This window comes from Nocardia sp. NPDC057272 (genome assembly GCF_042668615.1).
Taxonomy (GTDB): Bacteria; Actinomycetota; Actinomycetes; order Mycobacteriales; family Mycobacteriaceae; genus Nocardia.
In genome coordinates this window covers 72,592-91,349 of record NZ_JBHUYK010000004.1, presented here as the reverse complement: position 1 = coordinate 91,349, position 18,758 = coordinate 72,592, and the positions used below count along the sequence as shown (strand labels likewise).

The window sequence follows — 18,758 nt, the reverse complement described above, 5'->3', positions numbered from 1 at the left end:
AGATGAGCACTACTGTCATCCGCACCACTGAGGGCTGGTGGCGTCTCGACGGCGACCGCGCCGCCCGTATCGACACCCCCGCGGTCACGACAGCGCAGCTTCTCGCCGATCGTTCGGCGATCACCGCGGCCGCCGCGGATACGGACGCGGCGACGCTCACCCCACTGTCACCGGTCACCGCGCCGTGTCGCCTCGTAGCCCAGCTGTTGAACTACCGTTCTCATGCCCGGGACGTCGGAGAAGATCCGAAAACGTTGCAGCCCACGTTCTTTCGCAAGTCATCGGCCTCGATCAGCGGTCCGCACGATCCGATCACCCCGCCCGCCGATGTCGCATTCGTGGACTACGAGATCGAACTCGGTGCCGTGATCGGCGCCGACATACCCCTCGGGACGGTGGTGACCGACGAGAACCTGGGGGAGTTCGTCGCCGGCCTCGTGGTGGTCAACGATATCTCGGCGCGGGAAGTGCAGCTCACGAGAACGCAGGTGTACGAGAGCAAGTCGTATCCGACGTTCACTCCGGTCGGACCGCGGCTGGTCCTGCTCGACCGCGAGGAGCTCACCCGTATACCGCAGCTGCGCATGACGTTGCGTGTCAACAACGAAGTCCGTCAGGACCAGATCATCGGCGACGACCTCATCACCCCGCCGGCGCAGGCGCTGACGCGCCTGGCCAGGTTTCAGAACATGGCCCCTGGCGACCTGTTGCTGACCGGCACACCCATCGGCACCGCGATCTCGGCGCCGCCGAAGATCGTGCAGAAGATCGGGGAACTGCTGCCCCCTGCGTGGAAGTGGAAGATCTTCTTCGCACGGCAGGCCCGCAACAGCAGGTACCTCTCGGTCGACGATGTGGTGACCGCGATGATCGCTACCCCTGACGGGTCGATCGACCTCGGAACGCAGCGCATGGCGGTTCGGTGACGGGGACGCGCGTTGTCATTGTCGGAGCAGGCCCGTCGGGAGCCACCGCCGCATTGTTGCTCGCGGCACGAGGGATTCGGTCAGTGGTGTTGGAGCGCCGCACCGCGCCCCTGATGCATCCGGCGGCGCACGTCATCAGTGCCCGCACGTTGGAGATTTGGCGTGAGTACTCCCCGGATCTGGCTGATCGCATCGCGGCCATGTCGCCGCCGCGCGAAACCGTCAAACTCATCAGTTGGTACGGCAGCCTGACGGACCCGCCGATCGGGTCGCTGGACCTGCTATCCGTTCCGGAATTGCTCGCCGAGGTGGAAAGCTACAGCCCCTACATGGTCTCCCACATCGGCCAGCATCTGCTGATGCCCGTGCTGTGGGAAGCATTGGACGACCAGCCGCTGATCGAGTTCCGGCGAGGCGTCGAGGTCACCGCGCTCACCTCGAATGCGCGCGGCGCCAGGGTCACTGTCGCGTCGGCCGACGCGCCGAACTCGCGCTCGACGGAACGCGGCGAGTACGTTTTGGCCTGCGACGGCGCCAACAGCACGCTGCGCGATAACGCAGGCATCGACCTGCGCGGTCCGGTGCTTGCCAATATGGGCAGCGCGTTCTTCCGTTCCCGTACCCTGTTTCGCGATGCTGCCCGACCCCTGCTGAGCTGGGTCTACACACCCGAACTGTGTGGCGTGCTCATCGCCCATGCGGCCCACCACTACATCTTCATCACCGCCTACCTGCATCCCGCGCAGAAGATCGCGCGCACCAGTCGCGACTACTGGAAGCAAACATTGCCCGGAGTCTTGGGCACCGACGATTTCGAAATCGAATCGACGGGCACCTGGGTGATGACCTCGCAGACCGCCCAGACCTTTCGGGCCGGTCGTCTTCTGCTGCTTGGCGATGCGGCCCATCGGTTCCCACATACCGGTGGGTTCGGACTCAATTCCGGTGTACAGGACGCGCACAACTTGGCATGGAAGCTCGAAGCGATCCTGAGTGACGGGGCTCGCGATGAGCTGCTCGACACCTACGAGGTCGAACGACGGCCCGTGGTGGAACGATTCGCCGACCAGAGCGTCACAAATCACTTCCGCCTCGACAAGGTGACGCGACACGTCGGTGTCACCAACGCGATGCTGCACTCGGCAACTGAAGCGATGCGTCGACGGCCGCTGTCGTTGCTGCCAGGTCGGGTGCTGGCTCCGCTTCTCGATAGCGCGACCCGGCTCCAGACCCGGCGTACCGGTCGGCTGACACCGAATCATCGCAAAGCGAGTGTGCTTCGCGAACGCGTCGCCGCGGAAATACCCGGTCAAATCGAACATTTCGTGTCCATGGGTCTGCAGTTCGGCTATGTGTACAACGGCCCACTCGTCATCAGCGAGGCGAGCGGTCAGACGCCTGTCGACACGGGTGAGCCGACTGCGGAGGTTGTGCTGTACAAACCGACAACGCGTCCCGGCGCGAGGCTGCCACACGCCGATCTGCTCGCCGACGGGCGGGTGAGGCCTGCCCACGACGCGCTGGATCGCACCGGCCTGACGGTGTTCACCTTCGCCGAGGACCAGTGGCGCGCCGCCGTCCCGTCCGGCATCAGCGTGGTCGCGCTCGTTCCGGGCGACGGCGCGCAGCGGGAACGGCTGATAGATCTCTACGAAGTCGGTACCGACGGTGCCGTTGTCGTCCGGCCCGATGGTCACGTGTTCTGGCGGACGACGCGATCCGCGGCCGACGCCGCACCCCATCTCGCTTCGCTGATCGACGCGCGGTGGGGAGCGTACTACGACAGCCGACCGACCGGGCGGTCGGCGGGCTCCGCGGTTCGCTGAGCGCTCGACCCGAGCAGGGCGGGAGTCCCGCTCAGGTCGTGGCTGGATGGGATCTGCCTCGGCAGGGAACGCCTATGGCGCACGTCGGGTTCGCACGGACCCGACGCCGTATGTCTTGGCCATGACGGCCTCGATTGCTCTGCGCGGCAACAATCTGCGGGCCAGGAACACTGCCGATGCCTTGCTGCCGACGGCATAGAGAGGCAACGTCTGCTCGGCTTCGACAGCTTCGAGCACAGTGCGGGCGACCTCGTCCGCCGTAATTCCCTGAGCTTCCTTCGCGTCGAGGACGGCGATCGCCGAGGTGAACTGTTCGACGTAGGGGGAGTCGCTACTGATGTATTTGGTGCGGCGTCCGGACAGTCCGGTCGCGATGGAACCTGGTTCGACGGTGGTGATGTCGATTCCGTACGGCTTCAGTTCATACCGTGCGGCGGTCGCGAAGCCTTTGAGGGCCGCCTTGGTTGCGACATAGGACGATCGGTAGGCGAGGGGGAAGCTCGCGAGCATCGAACCGATGTTGATGATCCTGCCACGACGCTGCTGTCGCATCCCGGGCAATAGCGACTGAGTCAGTTCGATGGCACCGAAAACGTTGAGCTGGAACAACCTCCGCACCGCATCCATCGGTAGCTCTTCGAGTGGTCCGCATTGGCTCTCACCGGCGTTGTTCACCAGGACATCGACAGCTAGGTCGTCAAGCGCGTCGATGAACCGGGCGATCGAGCCACGATCGGTGAGATCCAGGTCGCGGTAGTCGACGCCCGGCACGGGATCGGCCACGGTCGAACTGTCGCGGCTTGTCCCGAGCACGCGGTAGCCGCGAGCGACCAAGGCGGTGGCGACAGCCCGTCCTATTCCGGAGGACGCCCCGGTGACGATCGCTGTCTTCATGCCGACTTCCTGTCTGCTGGGACGAGCTCGAGAGGAAGCTGTTCCAGTCTGCGAATGATGTTGTTGACGGCCCACTTCGGTGTGCCGACCAGCTCGATACGTTCGACACGATCGGCCAGTGCCCGCAGAATCGAAACGGTTTCGAGCCGTGCCAACGTCCGGCCCGCGCAACCGTGCACACCCCAGCCGAAGCCGAGCTGGCGGCTCGCGTCGCGGGTGATGTCGAAGGACTCGGGGTGATCCCATTCGGCCGGGTCCCGGTTGGCGGAAGCGAAGAGCACCAGTACGCGGCTTCCACCCGGGATCTTCACCCCACCGATGTCGGCATCGCGTGCGGCCGTGCGGGAGAACGCGCGCAACGGCGATTCGATCCGCACGACCTCGTTGACGGCATGGTGTATCAGTTCCGGATTCGACCGCAAGGCCTGCCACTGCCTGGGGTGCTGTGAAAACAGGTAGAGCGCACTCGAGATCGCGCCGATGGTGGTGTCCAGCGACGGGGCCAGGTAGTCGATCATGAGCGCCGGGCACGACTTCTTGTCGATCCTGCCCTCGTCGGCGGCGTGGAAGACGTCACTACCCATGCTGTCGTCGAGAACCGATCGATCGCGCGCGACACGGCGGGCGAAGGCCAGCATTTCGGCGGCAGCCTTCGCCGCACGGACGGAGTGCCGGTTGATCGGCCCCATCGAGTCGAACGTCGCACTGGCCCAGCGCAGCAGGTCCGCGCGCCCGTCGTGTGGCCAGCCGATGAGGTCCGGGACCACCGAAAGTGGCAGTGCGGTCGCGAGATCGTCGACCCCGTCGATGCGGGTGTTCGTCAACGCCGTGTCCACGACGCTGTCGGCGAAGCGCTCGACGGTATCTGTCATTTCCCGAAGCGCTCTCGGCGTCAGTCGGTGCGCGAGAACGGACCGTTTGGTGGCGTGCTCTTCTGCGTCGCTGTTGAGCGTGGTACCCCGGCCGAGGCGGTTGGCAACGCGGTTCAGCGACACCCCGTTACCCGAGACAAAAGTCGCGTCGTCGCGGAGCACCGCCTTGCACTCGGCGTATCGGGAGATCGCGAAGACGCGTTGGCACGGTAGCCACACCACTGGGCCGGCCGCGCGTAATGCCGCATAGTGTGGGTAAGGATCGAGGATCGCCTCGGTATCGAAGAGATTCTCGCGATATCGCGGGATGGAAATGTCAACCGCCATGGGATCTCCTGTGCGTGGAATCGGTGGTCAGAGCGGGGCAGCTCGGTACACGGGTGTGTAGGGAGGGGACTGATCGGGAGGTCGCCAGCACGGTTTTGTCGGGTCGCACGATCGCAGCCGTCGCGCGTCCGCGGCGCAGCCATTCGCCGAGTTCGGAAGATGCCGGTACCGCCAGGATCGCGGCGCCGCGCCGGTCGAGTTCGGTCCGCTGTTCGCGGGTGAGCGGGGTGGCCGCGAGGAAGAGAAAGCGTCCGCTGGCGATCTCGTCGACTCGCGTGCCGTCTTCGACAACGCAGTTCGGACACAGCGAGCCGGCCAGGTCGAACGGCCGAAAAGCCTGTCGCGCAACGAACATCGACCGGGAAAGGCGCGGTGTGGCGCTGTCGGTCACCTTGGATCTGACGACCGGAACGTGGCCGAGGAGCGGCCACACCCGCTTGCGGATCACCTCACCCGCCGCCGCGGCACTTGTCATCGCCCATCCGACAGCGACGGCCAGACAGATCATCGATGTGACGTGCGGTGTACGTTCGGATTGATAGGTGTCGAGTGCGTCGTCCGGCAGTTCCGCGCTCATGAGGGCGACCAGTTTCCAGATCAGGTTCTGGGCGTCACGAAGACCGGCGCCCATGCCCTGCCCGATGAACGGCGGGGTGAGGTGGGCGGCGTCACCGAGTAAAAAGATCCTGCGGTCCCGCCATCGGTCGACCACCTGGGCACGAAAGGTGTACGCGGTGGACCGGATCAGCGTCAGTTCGGGACTTCTTACCTCGCGCAGCCAGGGGGACAGGAGCGGCTCGATGGTGTCGAGCGTGGCGAACTGGTCCGCGGCTTCGTCGTCGCGGAGGCGGAACTCCCAGCGGTAGCGTGATGCGCCGATGCGCATGTACGTCGCGGCGCGTTCGGCATCGCACACCTGGTGCACGCCCTCCCACTGCCCGAGATCGGCGTCGGTGGCGATGTCGACCACCAGCCACCGCTGTTCGAAACCCAGGTCGCGCATTCGCGAACCGATCGACGCGCGCACGACACTGTTGGCGCCATCGCAGCCGAGGACGAAATCCGCTGTGACAGCGCGTCGTTCACCTGTCACGGCATCTCGGTAGGTCACGCGAGCGCGATCACGCAGGTTCGCCACATCGAGCACTTCGCACCCACCGCGTATCCGCACGCCCTGCGCCGACGCCAGCCTGGACCGCAGCACGCGCTCGAGATCCGGCTGGTCGAACATGTTGGCCAGCGGGAACCCGTGCGGCATCCGGTCGGGGTCGCGGTCGAACTCCGCGAGCGTGGCGATCGCGGAGTCGACCAGCCGAAGGCCGCGGCCTGGCCGGGAGATTCCCGCGAACTCGTCGCTGAGTCCGAGATCGGCCAGAATGCGGTACACCTCGTCGTCGAGATGCACCGCTCGCGGCTGCGGGTACACCTCGTCCCAGCGATCGACGATCAGGCACTCGATGCCGTACCGTGCCAACAGCAACGCCGCGGTCATACCGGTCGGGCCCGCCCCGACGATCACGACCGGGTAGTGCTCGACCCGGCCTCTCTCAGCGCCCATACCGCACCGTCGTGCGCTGAATGCCGAGGTCGAGTGCGCCGTCGGGTGTCGAGGCGGTCAGCTCCACCACATCGCCGTCTTGTAGATAGCGCGGGTTCGACGCCTGCTTGTTGAAGAAGATCTTCCACTTGAGCGCGGGCGGTATCAGCGACCCGAGGATCTCGATGGGTTTGGCGGGAGCCTTCAAGGCCGTTCCGCCAGGAGTGCCCGTCAGTAGTAGGTCGCCCGCGTCCATGCGCTGGAATCCGGTGAGAGCGCGCAGGGTTTCGAGTGGGCCGTAGATCATGTCCGCCACCGTGCTGTTCTGGCGCACTTCGCCGTTGACACGCAGTGTCAGGCAGAGGTCGTGGAATCTGTCGAGCTCGCCCGTCTCCAGCAGCAGCAACAACGGGCCGACCGGTGTAAATGTCGGATACGACTTGCCCTCGTAGAACTGGGTTTTGGGCAGTTGGATGTCGCGGGCGGACACATCGTCGGTGATGGTCAGTCCGGCGATGAAGTCGCCGATGTTCGACTCGTCGAGTTCGGTGCCAACGGGCAGCGTCGCACCGAAGACGAGCCCGATCTCGATCTCGTAGTCCAGCAATCGCACGTGCGCCGGTTTGACGATGTCGTCCTCGGGACCGCTGATGGACCCGGAAGACTTGCGAAAAAACGTCAGCGGCACAGTCGCCGGGTTCATCCCCGAATCCTGCACGTGCGACACATAATTGGTCATCTGCGCGACAACCCGACACGGCGCTGTCACCGGGGAGACGAGCGCCAAGGTCTCCACGGGCGTGGTGTCGCTGCCGCCGCGCGCCGCGTCGATCGCGGCTCGGTCGGCCAGGAGTTCGCCCGTGGTCGTGGCGGCGGTGTCGATTCGGACAGCGCCGTCCGGGGTCAGGACCCACCACGCGTCGGCGGTTCGCAGCACGGAAATGCTCATGAGTTGGCTACTTTCAGCAGGCCCCGCAAGCGCTGGGCGTCGAATTCGTTGTCTCGGTGCAGTGAAGAGAAGATGGACCCGAGTTCCCGCAGCGATCGGCGGCCCGGTGCTGTGCCGAGGAAGTCCTTGGTCGCCGGTGGGCCCCACTGCGCCAGGCCCGAGGCCGTCATCGGCGCCCAGCCCGGTTCCAGGGAGCTGTCGAACAGGTCGCCGTCGCTGAAGTGCTCGACGAGGAAACCGTCGGGATCGCGCCAGTAGTCGAAGATCTGACTGCCCTGGATGTGTCGTCCGATGCCCCAGGACCGGCGATAGCCGCGTTCGGCCAGGAACTCGCCGCCGGCTGCGAGCGCGTCCAGGTCGCACACCTGATACGCCGAGTGCACGTACCGGTCCGAGGGGCCGAGTGTCATGGCGAGGGTGTGATGGTCGGTGGGTGTGTTTCCGCGATCGCAGCGGATGAAGGCCATCACCGGCCCGCGTTCGCGCTGCCCGTCGTAATACAGGAAGTCGCTGACGATGAGTCCGAGATGCTCGAGATACCAGTTCAGGTTCTCCAGGTAGCGGGTACGAGAGAGCACCACATGGCCGAGCCGCTCGACCCCGGCAGGCACACGCGGTGGCCGCTGCGTCGCATTGATCCGGGCGGCGGACTCGCCGATGTTGAACGTATGCGCGCGCTGGCCCGGCAGCTGCGGCAGCGGGCGCGCGCCGGCCACCACGCGCACGGTCTTGCTGCCCGGATCGTTCAAGGTGACGCCGATGCCGCCGATACTTTCGGGCAGGCGCTCCACGCGATGACCCGTCACCTCGGCGAGCCTGAATACGTCGGACTCGTCGGCGGCCAGGAAGGCGGCGCCGACGAACCGGGTGCGATCTCCCTTGCGGATGATCACGCACGCCGTGCCCGTCTGTGTGCCACGCAGGTGGATCTCCTCCGAGGTGCGGTAGGCGACAGAGAACCCGAAGGCCAGCGCGAAAGCCTCGGCCTTCAACAGATCGGGCTTGCGGAACTCGAGCCAGGCGAGGTCGGCGACCTTGATGATCGGGTTGCTGAAACGGCCGGGGTGCTCGCCCGGCAGGGCACCCTGATCGACGTGCAGGTCGCGATGTGCGTCGCTGCGGACCTCCGACATCTCTCGACTCCTCTTTCGTGCGCGGCAACTGTCTGACGATATCGTCACCTATGACTGTATAGTCAGTCAAGGGTTCTGAGGGAGTCGTCAGATTTGAAGGCGATTAAGATCGCGGCAGCTGAAACCACTGTCAGAAGGTGACTAACGAAAATGTCCGCTACAGCGAACAGGCTCGAACGCCGCAAAGCTCGCACCCGCTCGGCTCTGATCGCCGCTGGGCAACGCTTCATCGCCGAGGGCAGGCTCAACGCGCCCATCCTCGAGATAACGCAGGCCGCGGACGTGGGAATGGGCTCGTTCTACAACCACTTCGACAGCAAGGAAGAACTGTTCGTCGCGGCGGTCGACAGCGCGTTGGAGTCGCTGGGCGACTACCTCGACTCGCTCACGACCGACCTCGCCGATCCGGCGGAGATCTTCGCCACGTCCTTCCGGATCGTCGGCCGACTGTTTCGGCTACAGCCTGATCTCAGCCGGGTCCTGGTCAACTCCGGCGCCTCGCTGATCGAATCCGAGCACGGCCTCGCGCCTCGCGCCGCACGAGACATCGCCGCCGCGACACGCGCGGGACGCTTCACCGTCGAAGACACCGATCTGGCGATGGCGCTGGTGGCCGGATCGCTGCTCGGCCTCGGACGCCTGCTGCTGCAGCAACCCGACCGCGATTGTGCTGTGACCGTGGACGAGATGACCGTCGGAATACTTGTCGCACTTGGTCTCTCGCGCGACGATGCCCAAGAATTATGCAGTAGACCAGTGTCATTGGATGGCGAGACCGCGGCCGACGTTCCGAGCTGATACTGCGACACGGCAATGACATCGAAGGCCGGGCGCGGCCGACGGTGACCTCTGACAGGGCCTCGGCGGGGTCAGGCTAGAACGCGGTGGCCTCGCGCAGATTCCTGCTTCAGGACCGGGACAGGCGGGGGTGACCCGAGGTCAACAGCAGCGGCGCGGGCACCCTCGTTGTGAACATGATATTGGGTTGCGGGCGAAATACCGTCGACCGCGCAGGCCGAATGACGGTCAGACTCCGCAGGTGGGCTGGCGTGGAGTCGACCGGTATCGGTGGCTTTGATGCGACCGGTCCGGCGGATGCGCTGCTGCGATCTGGACGTGGTCGGGGCACTGCGCTTGCTGTGTCGCCGCTGCCCGGTGGCGGGCTTGTGCGACTAAGAGTTCGTTGAGGATGGACGACAGTTCCACGGACGGCTCTACGCCCTCGCTGATCAGTTCCGCGATGGCTTCGACCCGCAGCAGCCGCGCTCGCGTACAAGCGGAAAGCAGTGGTTTCGGTTGTCCACACCCAGTAGGTCGTTGGCGAGCCGGCCGGTCCGGTCGCCGAGCAACCTGCTCGATCCAGCACGTCTCGAGGTTTCGTGAGCGACTAGGTCACCGATCGACGGCCGGACAGGTCAGTAGCGCCGCCGGCCTGAGTTCCGCCGCGTGACGATCACGTTCTGCTCAGCACGACCACGATGCTCCCGGTGGTAGCGGGACAAGCCGACTATGCGAGCAGGCGTATTTGGGGCCGCTCGTCCGTTCACCAGATGAGGAAGTCTGTGGTGGCGCCTTGGGCGGGTCATCTACGTCGATCTGTTCGATGACGATCTGGACCTTTCGCCACAAGGCGAGTGCGCTACCTCTGAGCTAAGGGGGTGTCAGCCCGACATTTTGTCGAGGACCGTGCGGGAACTAGATCAAGGCCAGGTGCAGGCGTGGTCGCGATTGAACGAGCCGGCGCTTCCGGTGCCGGTGGGGAGGTTGCGGGTGGCGTCTGCGTATGCCTCCCCTGGGGTCGCCCCTTTACCGAAGCCTACGATCGGGAACCCTGCGACGATCGCGAGCGGACTCGTCACGACTGCACCGCAGCCGTTCGCGAATGTCACTATCATCCGGCAGTCGATGATGCCTTGACCCTTGCATGCTCGGTCGGCGGCTTGAATGGCGTCGGCTTCTGTCGGGTGGTTGACCGAAAACGCGTAGACATTGCCCCACACGCTGAGGGAAGCGGCGCCCCAGGTGACCGGGTCGGCGGCTGCGGGCGGTGCCGCGAGGACGGCAGCGGCGCTCACCGAGAGCGCGGCGACCGCAATGGACTTGTTGAACATGTGGTGTGTGCTTCCTCTGCGCGCCGACCAGGTGCGGCGATCGCATGGAAGATACCGCAGCGCATGGACGCGAGGTCGCCCCAAAAGTCTTGGGGTCACGGCAAAGACCGTCACGAATCACGGCGTTCGTGACGGATCTGCCGAAACCGATCGATCAGTCCTTGTTCCTCGGGGAGCATGGCCTTTCTGCCCGGTCGACCTGCCAATGGCAGGAAGTGGAGAGGATGGGTTGTTGCCTGCCGCCGCGCAGCGATCTGTCCCGGGAGAGAGTGCGATGCTCGGGGTCGGCGAGCTCAGGTGATGGTGACGCCGCCGTCGACAGCGATGGTCTGCCCCGTGACGTAGCCGCCGGCGGCAGAGGCGAGCCATACCGCGGTTGCCGCGATTTCCTCGCCGTGGCCGTACCGCCCGAGAACGACCCGGGGCATCAGGGACGCGGCATAGCCCTCGTCGTAGGTGTCGGTCATCTCGCTACGGAAGAACCCGGGGGCCAGCGCGTTGACGCGAATTCCCTTGCGGGATCCCCATTGCTGGGCCAGATCCCGTGTCAGTCCGATGATGGCGGCCTTGCTGGCGCTGTAGGCGGCCTGTGGCAAGCCCGCGGTGGTGAGTCCGAGAATGCTCGAGATATTGATGATCGAGCCGCCGGCCGGCATGACGCGGCCGCAGGCTTGCGCCATCCAGTAGGAGCCGTGGAGGTTGACATCGATGACCGCGCGGAACTGGTCGGGGGTCTCCCGGGTCGCCGGGTGGGCGGAGGCGACGCCGGCGTTGTTGATCAGGACATCGACGCGACCGAACTCCGAGATGGCCGCGTCGACGACAGCCTGGCACTGTTCGGGTGCCGAGACGTCGGCGGGAACGACGACAGCTCGTCGACCGGCTGCACGCACGGATTCCGCTGTCTCGGTGAGCTTGTCGGCACGGCGGGCCGCGAGAACGAGGTCGGCGCCTGCCTCGGCGAACCCCTGAGCGAACGACACTCCGAGTCCGGACGATGCGCCCGTGACGATGACGACCTTGCCGGTCATGTCGAACATTTCGAGTAGGGACATCGAGTTCTCCTGCGATGTAGTCGAGGTGGTGCGGTGAACGAGGCTCACAGCCAGGTCGGGTCGGTATCGAGGGTGGTTCGGTCGAGCTGCGCCAGCAGTGTCAGCTGCGCGGCGACCTTGGGCAGTTCATACCGGAAGAAGTACTGCGTCGCGACGCGTTTGCCGTCGTAGAAGGCCCCGTCCAGGTCGCCGACAGCGAGCAGCTGGTCGAGCCATATCCAGGCGATCACGATGTGCCCGGCGGCTTCGAGGTAGATGCTCGCGTTGGCCAGCGAGGCGGCACGGTCGTCGACAGACCAGATCCGTGCGGTGACCGCGACCAATTGATTCAGCGCCTTGCCCAGATCATCGGCATAGGTGGACAGCGCCGGCGCGGTGGAGGCGCGGTCGATGGTGTCGCTGATGGTGTCGGCGAGCAGGGCCAGGCCCGCACCGTTGTGCATCGTGACCTTGCGGCCCAGCAGATCCAAGCCCTGGATACCGTGCGTCCCTTCGTGAATGGGATTCAGCCGGTTGTCGCGGTAGTACTGCTCGACATCGAACTCTGTGGTGTAGCCATAACCGCCGTGGACCTGGATCGCGAGACTGTTCGCTTCCAGACACCACTGTGACGGCCAGCTCTTCGCGATGGGAGTGAGGACATCGAGGAGAAGGTTCGCTCGATCGCGCTCGGGCCCGGTCGTTGTAGCGGCTTCGTCGACGAGTTTGCTGCAGTAGAGCCCGAGCGCCAGGGCGCCTTCGACGTAGGACTTCTGGGCCAAGAGCATCCGTTTGACGTCGGCGTGTTCGATGATGGCGACGGGCTTGCTGTCCGCGGCCGAGGCAGCGTCATCGATCACTCGGCCCTGGATGCGAGTGCGCGCGTACTCCAGGGAGGCGAGGTAGCCGGCGTACCCCAGCGCGGTGGCCAGTAGGCCCACACCGATGCGGGCTTCGTTCATCATGTGGAACATGTAGGACAGCCCGCGGTGCTCGGTGCCGACGAGGTAGCCGACCGCGCCGGATTCCGGAGTGGGGTTGAAGGTTCCGTCTCCGAAGTTGAGCAGTGCGTTCGTGGTGGCGCGGTTGCCCATCTTGTGGTTGAGGCCGACCAGTGCGACGTCGTTGCGCGTCCCATCGGCGAGATACTTGGGCACGATGAACAGCGAAATGCCCTTCACCCCTGTTCCGCCACCGGGGACTTTGGCCAGCACCAGGTGAACGATGTTGTCGGTCAGCTCGTGATCACCCCCGGAGATCCACATCTTGGTGCCGGTGATCCGGTAGGTGCCGTCCGGCACCGCGACGGCTTTGGTGGTGATGTCGGCCAGTGACGATCCGGCCTGGGGCTCGGACAGGCACATCGTGCCGGTGAAACGACCGTCGAGCATCGGCCGGACCCAGGAATCGATTTGCTCGGCGGTGCCGTACTCCGCCAACAGACTTGCATTGGCGGCAGTGAGGAAATAGTAGGAGGACATCGCCGCGTTGGCGGCTTGGAACCAGGTCATCGACGCGCGGTTGACGACAGTCGGCAACTGCATGCCACCCAAAGCTTCGTCGAACGACCCGGCAATGAGCCCTGCGCTGCGGAACTGGTCGAGGCCGTCGCTGATCTCGCTCGGCAGTACCACCTGGCCCGCTGCACCGATGTACGGCGCGTTCCTGTCGCCCTTTTTGTTGACCGGCGCGAAGCACTTCTGGGCGATGTTCGCGCTCAAATCCAGTACCGCGTCGAACGTCTCGCGTGAGTGGTCTGCGAAGCGTTCGCGAGTAGTCAGTGAGTCGACCTCGAGCCACTCGTAGAGCAGGAACTCCAGATCGCGGCGGGACATCGGTGTGGACATGACATTTCCTCAGGGTGTGTGCCGGACGGGACAGGGTGAGGTCACTTGGTCGCGGTGCTGTGCGATGAAGCAAACGAATGGCTATGCGATTGCATAGTTTCTATACGATCGCATATCCTGCGTGGAGGAGGGCGACATGTCAACCCCATGGACCGAGAGGCGGAGTCCTGTGGACGTATCACGATCAGCGGTGCGCGATGAACTAGGTACCTCCAAGGCGGCCGCGCGGATACGCGCCGCGGCCATCGAGGTCTTCGCTGCCAAGGGATACGGTGCGGCCGGTACGCGCGAGATCGCCGCCAGTATCGGCTTGAGTCCCGGAGCCGTGTACCCGCACTACAAGACCAAAGAAGCGCTTCTCTACGCCATCAGTCTGGAAGGGCACAGTTCTGTTCTGGACGTGGTCACCGCCGCCGCACACGCCGGGGCTTCGGCAACTGAGCGGCTGATATCGACGGTGAACGCTTACGTCATGTGGCACGCCGACAACCACACCGGCGCGCGCGTTGCACAATACGAACTACGCTCGCTGTCGCCCGAGCACTTCGCCGTCATCGCTGAAATCCGCCGGTCGACGTCTCGCATATTCTCCGAGATCATCGAAACCGGCGCTGCGGCAGGTGAGTTCGATCCCGTCGATGTTGGGGTTGCAACTCTGGCAATCACCTCACTCGGAGTCGATGTCAGCCGATGGTTTCCTTCCAAGACCTACTCCGACGCGGATGTCATCGCTGCGGGATATGTCGAACTCGCCCTCCGCATGGTCGGAGCGCGGAGGTCTTGACTCCGCTCCAGGAGTTTGCCCGAGCGGGTCCATCCCGGTAGCGGTCCGGGAGATGCCGGATGCCAGGGCGCTCGTTGAAGTAGGTTTGGATCGTCTCGCGCCGCGGGTCAGCACCTCGCGCGCGTAGCAGGCGAATCGCCCCTAATGGGTCGCCGCTGGTGGCCGTAGCTGCCCAGTAGATCGCTGGCATCCCTTTCTCGGTCACCGCGTCGATGTCGGCTCCGACGTCGAGCAGACGCTCGATCGTCGCGGACCTCGCTACGACCCCTTCTATCCCTCGCGCGGCCGTACTCGCTTGGCGCGAAATCCGCAGGTCCGCTGGTGAACCGGGACCAGTAAATTCGCTGGTGGGGGGCGTTAGCCTTGTCGGTATGGCACGGGATGAGCGCGGAGTTACCGCCCAGAGCGAAGATTTCTCCAACTGGTACAACGACGTTGTCTTGAAGGCTGCCCTTGTCGACCGCGGACCGGCCAAAGGCACCATGGTCATTCGACCGTACGGGTACAGGATCTGGGAACTGCTACAGGCCGAGCTCGATCGGCGTATCAAACAGACCGGTCACGAGAACGCCTACTTTCCGCTCTTGATTCCCCAGTCCTACCTCGAACGTGAAGCCGACCACGTCGAGGGATTCTCACCTGAACTCGCGGTGGTCACGCACGCGGGCGGTAAGGAGCTCGAAGAACCACTTGTCGTACGACCTACTAGCGAGACGATCATCGGCGAGATGATGGCGAAGTGGATCAGTTCCCATCGCGATCTGCCGTTGTTGCTCAATCAGTGGGCCAATGTTGTTCGATGGGAGATGCGCCCGCGAATGTTTCTGCGCACGACGGAATTCCTGTGGCAGGAAGGCCATACCGCGCACGCTGACGAGGCGCAGGCTCGTGTCGAGATGGAGTTGGCGCTCGGGATCTACGAGACCGTTGCCCGGGAGCTGGCGGCGATGCCGGTCGTGCCGGGTGAGAAGACCCCCGGTGAACGCTTCGCGGGCGCTGTCGAGACGATCACGATCGAGTCGATGATGCGGGACGGCAAGGCGTTGCAGGCCGGGACCTCGCACTACATGGGCACCAACTTCGCGCAAGCATTCGGAATCCGGTACGCCGCCTCCGATGGGCGAGACACATTCTGCCACACGACATCCTGGGGAATGAGCACCCGGATGCTCGGCGGCGTCGTGATGACCCACGGCGATGACCGCGGCCTGGTGCTGCCGCCGCGCCTGGCGCCGCACCAGGTCGTCATCGTGCCGATCATGCGCGGTGATACCGCGGCCGCTGTCGTCGCGGCCGCCGATGAACTGGCAGGCAAGCTTCGGTCCGCTGGGGTCCGCGTGTACGTCGATGATCGGGACCAGACGCCGGGCTGGAAGTTCAACGAGTGGGAGATGCGCGGTGTCCCTGTACGCGTCGAGCTCGGCCCGCGCGATCTCGCTGCCGGGACAGCGGTGATGGTTCGGCGCTTGGGGGAGGAGGGAAAGCAGTCGGTCGACTTGGCGACCCTGCCCGACCTCATGCCTGGGATCCTCGACGATTTCCAGGCGTATCTACTCGCTCGCGCGACCGCGTTCCGCGAGGAAAACACCATCGCTGTCGACGATTGGGCGGCGTTCGAGGCGGCCGTCGCGACGGGTTGGGCGTTGGCCCTGCACTGCGGTAAACCACAGTGTGAGATTGACATCAAGGCCCTCACGGCGGCGACGCCGCGGTGTGTGCCGCTGGCCGGAGACGCCGAAAGCGGCCAGTGCGTTCGTTGTGACGCACCGGCGTCCTACGGCAAACGGGTGATCTTCTCCCGGGCCTACTGAACCCACTAGGGCGGCCACCCCCGCCTTACGCGGCCAGCGCGTGTGACGAGAGCGGTTCGGTATTCGGCTGCTCAGCGATCGTGGGTTCGAGGTGTTTCGGCTGCCCGCTCGGGGATGACGCCGGCCGGTTCCGCTGTCGAGGCGCACCGGGCGACCCCGCGCACCGGCGGTGGGGTCTGTGTAGGTGAGGTTGTCACCGGCAGGAGCGTCCGGTGCAGGTGGTCAGTTCACCGAGGCGGTGGTCGAGGTCGGTGATGATGTCGGCGTGGGCCGCGCCGCCTTGGGGGGTTTTGATGAGGTTGGTGAGTTGGGGGGGTCGGCCTGCAGGTTCACGCGCAGAGGCTCGCAGGTCAAGAGTTGCTCGGCAACTGAGCGAAGCTGAGGCTATTTGGCGCCCTCGAGGTGTGAGCGGCGCGGGATCGGGTCCACTTAGGACAGCCTCCTCGACCAGAGTCCCAGGGTGCCGTCGTGACCTCGCTCCGGGTCGTCTTAGTCCCGACTCTCGCGGGTCTTGACTTTCCTTATAGGAAAGTGGGACTCTTGCTTTCCAGGTAGGAAAGAGGGTTGACCATGGAAAACGTTGCTCCGGACCAGGCGCGAGCCGCGTTGGAAGCGGTTGAACGGGCGCGCAGCCGAGTGGCCGAGGAGGTCGGGCTGCCACGCGCGTACTGGTGGGGGATGGCTGTCGGCTGGGTCGTGTTGGGCCTGATCGGTGACCTCGGTCCGCAATGGCTGATCATCGCTGCGACGGTGACCTTCGGTGCCGGGCACGCGTTCGTCGCCTCACGGTTGCTCAGCGGGCGTCGCCGCACCGATCAGGTGCACGTCAGCGCAGCCGTGGCCGGGCGCCGTATCCCGATCGTGGTGGTGGGCATGCTGTTCGCGCTCGTCGCCCTCACCATCGCTGTGGCGATGGTCCTGCACTCCGGCGGTGCCGGAAATCCCGGAATCTGGGCGGCTGTGCTGGTCGCGGCGATCATCGGGTTCGGCGGCCCGGACATCCTTCGTGTCCTGCGGCGTTGGTTCGGCGCGTGACGCAAGCCCGCTTCGACGAACTCATCCACCCCAGCACCCGGCTCTCGCTGGTCGCGACGCTCGCAGCTGCTGACTGGGCGGAGTTCGCCTTCCTCAAAGACCGGCTGGGGCTGTCGGATTCGGCCCTGTCCAAGCAGCTCGCGACCCTGGAGACGGCTGGCTATGTCACCACCGAACGTCGTTTGGAGGGCAGTCGGCGCAAGGTCCGCGCTCACCTGACCGAGCGTGGACGGCAGGCCTTCACCGGCCATGTCGCCGCCCTGCAGGAAATCGTCGCTGCCGCGACATCGGTGAGCCCGGCAGCACCGTCCTGATTCGAAAACCTTCGGCGAGTCCGAGTTTCGCCGATCGCCTCGTATCGCCCTACTGAACAGGAGTCCGACATGGGAATCTTCGGTAAGACCAAGCGTGACCCCGAGCCGCAGCCAGCCGCTGGGCAGCCTGGGCCAGATCCGGAGGTCAAGCGCCGTCGGCGCCGTCGTCTCCTGGGTGGCGCGTATACCAGTGGCGGCAGCGGAAGCTGACTACCACGCTGCCCTCGATGTGCTGACCAGCCTTTTGCTCTATGCAGAAGCGGTCTCATTGGCTGCGATAACATCGGCCGAGATCCGTCCGCGAGTCGACACGGTGTGGCCGTTCTTGCTGGCCCATGCACGAATATCAGTGAGATCTTTGCGTCGAATCGGTTCGGGCGCAGGAGATTTCGAGGCGAGCCGACACGTCGATGCCGACCAAGCGGGCGCGCCCGCGTAGCAGTCCCACTGCGCGGGACTTCGAAGCTGCGTGGCTCGGTCCGCTGTTAGCGTGCGAGCGATGAAACGTGTTACTGCATCGCTCGTGGTCGGGGTCGCGGCCGCGCTCCTAGCGCCAATGCCCGCCGCGGACGCCGACACCGGTTCGTCGTCTTTGTCCGGCGGCGGTTCGTCCTCGTTGTCAGGCAATCAGTCCGAATTGCCGCCGTACGCGCAGTGGATCGGCGAGATCACCCCCGTCGTGGCCGAGGCAAAGACCTACCTTGCCGGTCGGCTGCCCGGCGCGACACGGCCCGCGATTGTCTTCGACATCGACAACACGACGCTGGAAACCTCCTACAACACCGGCCTGATCATCCCGGCGATCCAGCCGGTGCTCGGTCTGGCGACCTGGGCGAAACAGAACGGCGCCGCGATCATCTTCGTCACCGGCAGGCCTGCCCTGGTCAACGCTTACTCGCAGGCGAACCTGTCGTCGGTCGGCTACCCGGTCGACGCGCTGTACGGCAGCGCGCCGACCACACTGTCTGCGGGCAATTCCGGCTTGGCCGAGTACAAGACCGCGAGCCGGGCCGACATCGAGAGCAAGGGCTACACGATCGTCGCCAATTTCGGCAACAGCCCCTCGGACCTGTCCGGCGGGTATGCCGAGCGCACCTTCAAGTTCCCGGACTACAACGGCGCACTGAACTGATCCGCCTGGGTAGTCGCAAAAACCAGAAGTGGTGCGCTCGAGGGGCCGTCAGGTGCGATCCCAAATGTCGATGACCGGCACGCCGACCGCGGACCAAGTCCAGAACGGACACGCCGCCACGCAGATGTTCACACATCAACGTCGGCACGGCGCGCTGTCGTCCACGACCAGCGCCGCTACGTGGGCTGCGTCAGCACACGCTGAATCGAGCGGTGCAGCATCGATC

At 65.1% G+C, this 18,758-nt stretch carries 17 protein-coding genes; 8 read left to right on the top strand and 9 right to left on the bottom strand.

Annotated elements, in window-relative coordinates:
* Window positions 1–2 precede the first annotated feature (2 nt).
* A complete protein-coding gene (locus tag ACFULV_RS07650; protein WP_378654245.1) occupies window positions 3–926 on the top strand; it encodes a fumarylacetoacetate hydrolase family protein in 924 nt (307 codons plus the stop codon).
* Window positions 923–2,752 carry an FAD-dependent monooxygenase gene (locus tag ACFULV_RS07645; protein WP_378654242.1) on the top strand — a complete coding sequence of 610 codons (1,830 nt, stop codon included), beginning with the start codon at window positions 923–925 and terminating at the stop codon, window positions 2,750–2,752. Before ACFULV_RS07650 ends, ACFULV_RS07645 begins: the two co-directional genes overlap by 4 nt.
* Before the next feature lie 72 nt (window positions 2,753–2,824).
* Here the strand turns inward: ACFULV_RS07645 and ACFULV_RS07640 are convergent, their stop codons facing one another.
* From ACFULV_RS07640 to ACFULV_RS07620, 5 genes are read right to left on the bottom strand one after another with little or no spacing between them, the layout of a single operon-like run.
* Window positions 2,825–3,646 (bottom strand): SDR family oxidoreductase, encoded by an 822-nt coding sequence (locus tag ACFULV_RS07640; RefSeq protein WP_378654239.1) that lies wholly within the window; start codon window positions 3,644–3,646, stop codon window positions 2,825–2,827.
* Complete coding sequence (locus ACFULV_RS07635) at window positions 3,643–4,845, bottom strand: cytochrome P450 (RefSeq protein ID WP_378654236.1); 1,203 nt, start codon at window positions 4,843–4,845, stop codon at window positions 3,643–3,645. The genes ACFULV_RS07640 and ACFULV_RS07635 overlap by 4 nt, the downstream gene beginning before the upstream one ends.
* Complete coding sequence (locus ACFULV_RS07630; protein ID WP_378654233.1) at window positions 4,835–6,403, bottom strand: bifunctional 3-(3-hydroxy-phenyl)propionate/3-hydroxycinnamic acid hydroxylase; 1,569 nt, start codon at window positions 6,401–6,403, stop codon at window positions 4,835–4,837. Before ACFULV_RS07630 ends, ACFULV_RS07635 begins: the two co-directional genes overlap by 11 nt.
* Window positions 6,393–7,331 carry a fumarylacetoacetate hydrolase family protein gene (locus ACFULV_RS07625; RefSeq protein ID WP_378654230.1) on the bottom strand — a complete coding sequence of 313 codons (939 nt, stop codon included), beginning with the start codon at window positions 7,329–7,331 and terminating at the stop codon, window positions 6,393–6,395. Before ACFULV_RS07625 ends, ACFULV_RS07630 begins: the two co-directional genes overlap by 11 nt.
* The gene (locus ACFULV_RS07620) at window positions 7,328–8,464 is read right to left on the bottom strand and encodes a VOC family protein (protein ID WP_378654227.1); all 1,137 of its coding nucleotides are present in this window, start codon (window positions 8,462–8,464) and stop codon (window positions 7,328–7,330) included. The genes ACFULV_RS07625 and ACFULV_RS07620 overlap by 4 nt, the downstream gene beginning before the upstream one ends.
* A gap of 150 nt (window positions 8,465–8,614) precedes the next feature.
* Here ACFULV_RS07620 and ACFULV_RS07615 point away from each other — a divergent pair, with 150 nt between their 5' ends.
* Window positions 8,615–9,262 carry a TetR/AcrR family transcriptional regulator gene (locus tag ACFULV_RS07615; protein ID WP_378654224.1) on the top strand — a complete coding sequence of 216 codons (648 nt, stop codon included), beginning with the start codon at window positions 8,615–8,617 and terminating at the stop codon, window positions 9,260–9,262.
* A gap of 902 nt (window positions 9,263–10,164) precedes the next feature.
* On the opposite strand, the gene ACFULV_RS07610 is transcribed toward ACFULV_RS07615, so the two are convergent.
* From ACFULV_RS07610 to ACFULV_RS07600, 3 genes are all read right to left on the bottom strand, one after another.
* A complete protein-coding gene (locus ACFULV_RS07610) occupies window positions 10,165–10,575 on the bottom strand; it encodes a DUF4189 domain-containing protein (protein WP_378654221.1) in 411 nt (136 codons plus the stop codon).
* A 293-nt stretch (window positions 10,576–10,868) separates the two neighbouring features.
* The gene (locus tag ACFULV_RS07605) at window positions 10,869–11,630 is read right to left on the bottom strand and encodes an SDR family NAD(P)-dependent oxidoreductase (RefSeq protein WP_378627990.1); all 762 of its coding nucleotides are present in this window, start codon (window positions 11,628–11,630) and stop codon (window positions 10,869–10,871) included.
* Between the two features lie 44 nt (window positions 11,631–11,674).
* Complete coding sequence (locus tag ACFULV_RS07600; RefSeq protein ID WP_378654218.1) at window positions 11,675–13,456, bottom strand: acyl-CoA dehydrogenase; 1,782 nt, start codon at window positions 13,454–13,456, stop codon at window positions 11,675–11,677.
* Window positions 13,457–13,625: 169 nt separating this feature from the next.
* On the opposite strand from ACFULV_RS07600, the gene ACFULV_RS07595 reads away from it, so the two are divergent.
* The 4 genes from ACFULV_RS07595 (at window position 13,626) to ACFULV_RS07580 (ending at window position 17,400) form a co-directional block, all read left to right on the top strand.
* Window positions 13,626–14,240 carry a TetR/AcrR family transcriptional regulator gene (locus tag ACFULV_RS07595; protein WP_378654216.1) on the top strand — a complete coding sequence of 205 codons (615 nt, stop codon included), beginning with the start codon at window positions 13,626–13,628 and terminating at the stop codon, window positions 14,238–14,240.
* Between the two features lie 371 nt (window positions 14,241–14,611).
* Window positions 14,612–16,051, top strand: coding sequence for a proline--tRNA ligase (gene proS / locus ACFULV_RS07590; RefSeq protein WP_378654213.1), 1,440 nt, complete (start codon window positions 14,612–14,614; stop codon window positions 16,049–16,051).
* Window positions 16,052–16,621: 570 nt separating this feature from the next.
* Complete coding sequence (locus ACFULV_RS07585; RefSeq protein WP_378654211.1) at window positions 16,622–17,086, top strand: hypothetical protein; 465 nt, start codon at window positions 16,622–16,624, stop codon at window positions 17,084–17,086.
* Window positions 17,083–17,400: a transcriptional regulator gene (locus tag ACFULV_RS07580; protein ID WP_378654208.1), complete on the top strand. Its 318-nt coding sequence runs from the start codon at window positions 17,083–17,085 to the stop codon at window positions 17,398–17,400. The genes ACFULV_RS07585 and ACFULV_RS07580 overlap by 4 nt, the downstream gene beginning before the upstream one ends.
* A 249-nt stretch (window positions 17,401–17,649) precedes the next feature.
* Here ACFULV_RS07580 and ACFULV_RS07575 read toward each other — a convergent pair whose 3' ends face one another.
* Entirely contained in the window at window positions 17,650–17,979 is a 330-nt protein-coding gene (locus tag ACFULV_RS07575; protein WP_378654205.1) for a histone-like nucleoid-structuring protein Lsr2, read from the bottom strand.
* Here ACFULV_RS07575 and ACFULV_RS07570 point away from each other — a divergent pair.
* Entirely contained in the window at window positions 17,900–18,532 is a 633-nt protein-coding gene (locus ACFULV_RS07570; protein WP_378654203.1) for an HAD family acid phosphatase, read from the top strand. The genes ACFULV_RS07575 and ACFULV_RS07570 overlap by 80 nt on opposite strands.
* Window positions 18,533–18,758: the final 226 nt, after the last annotated feature.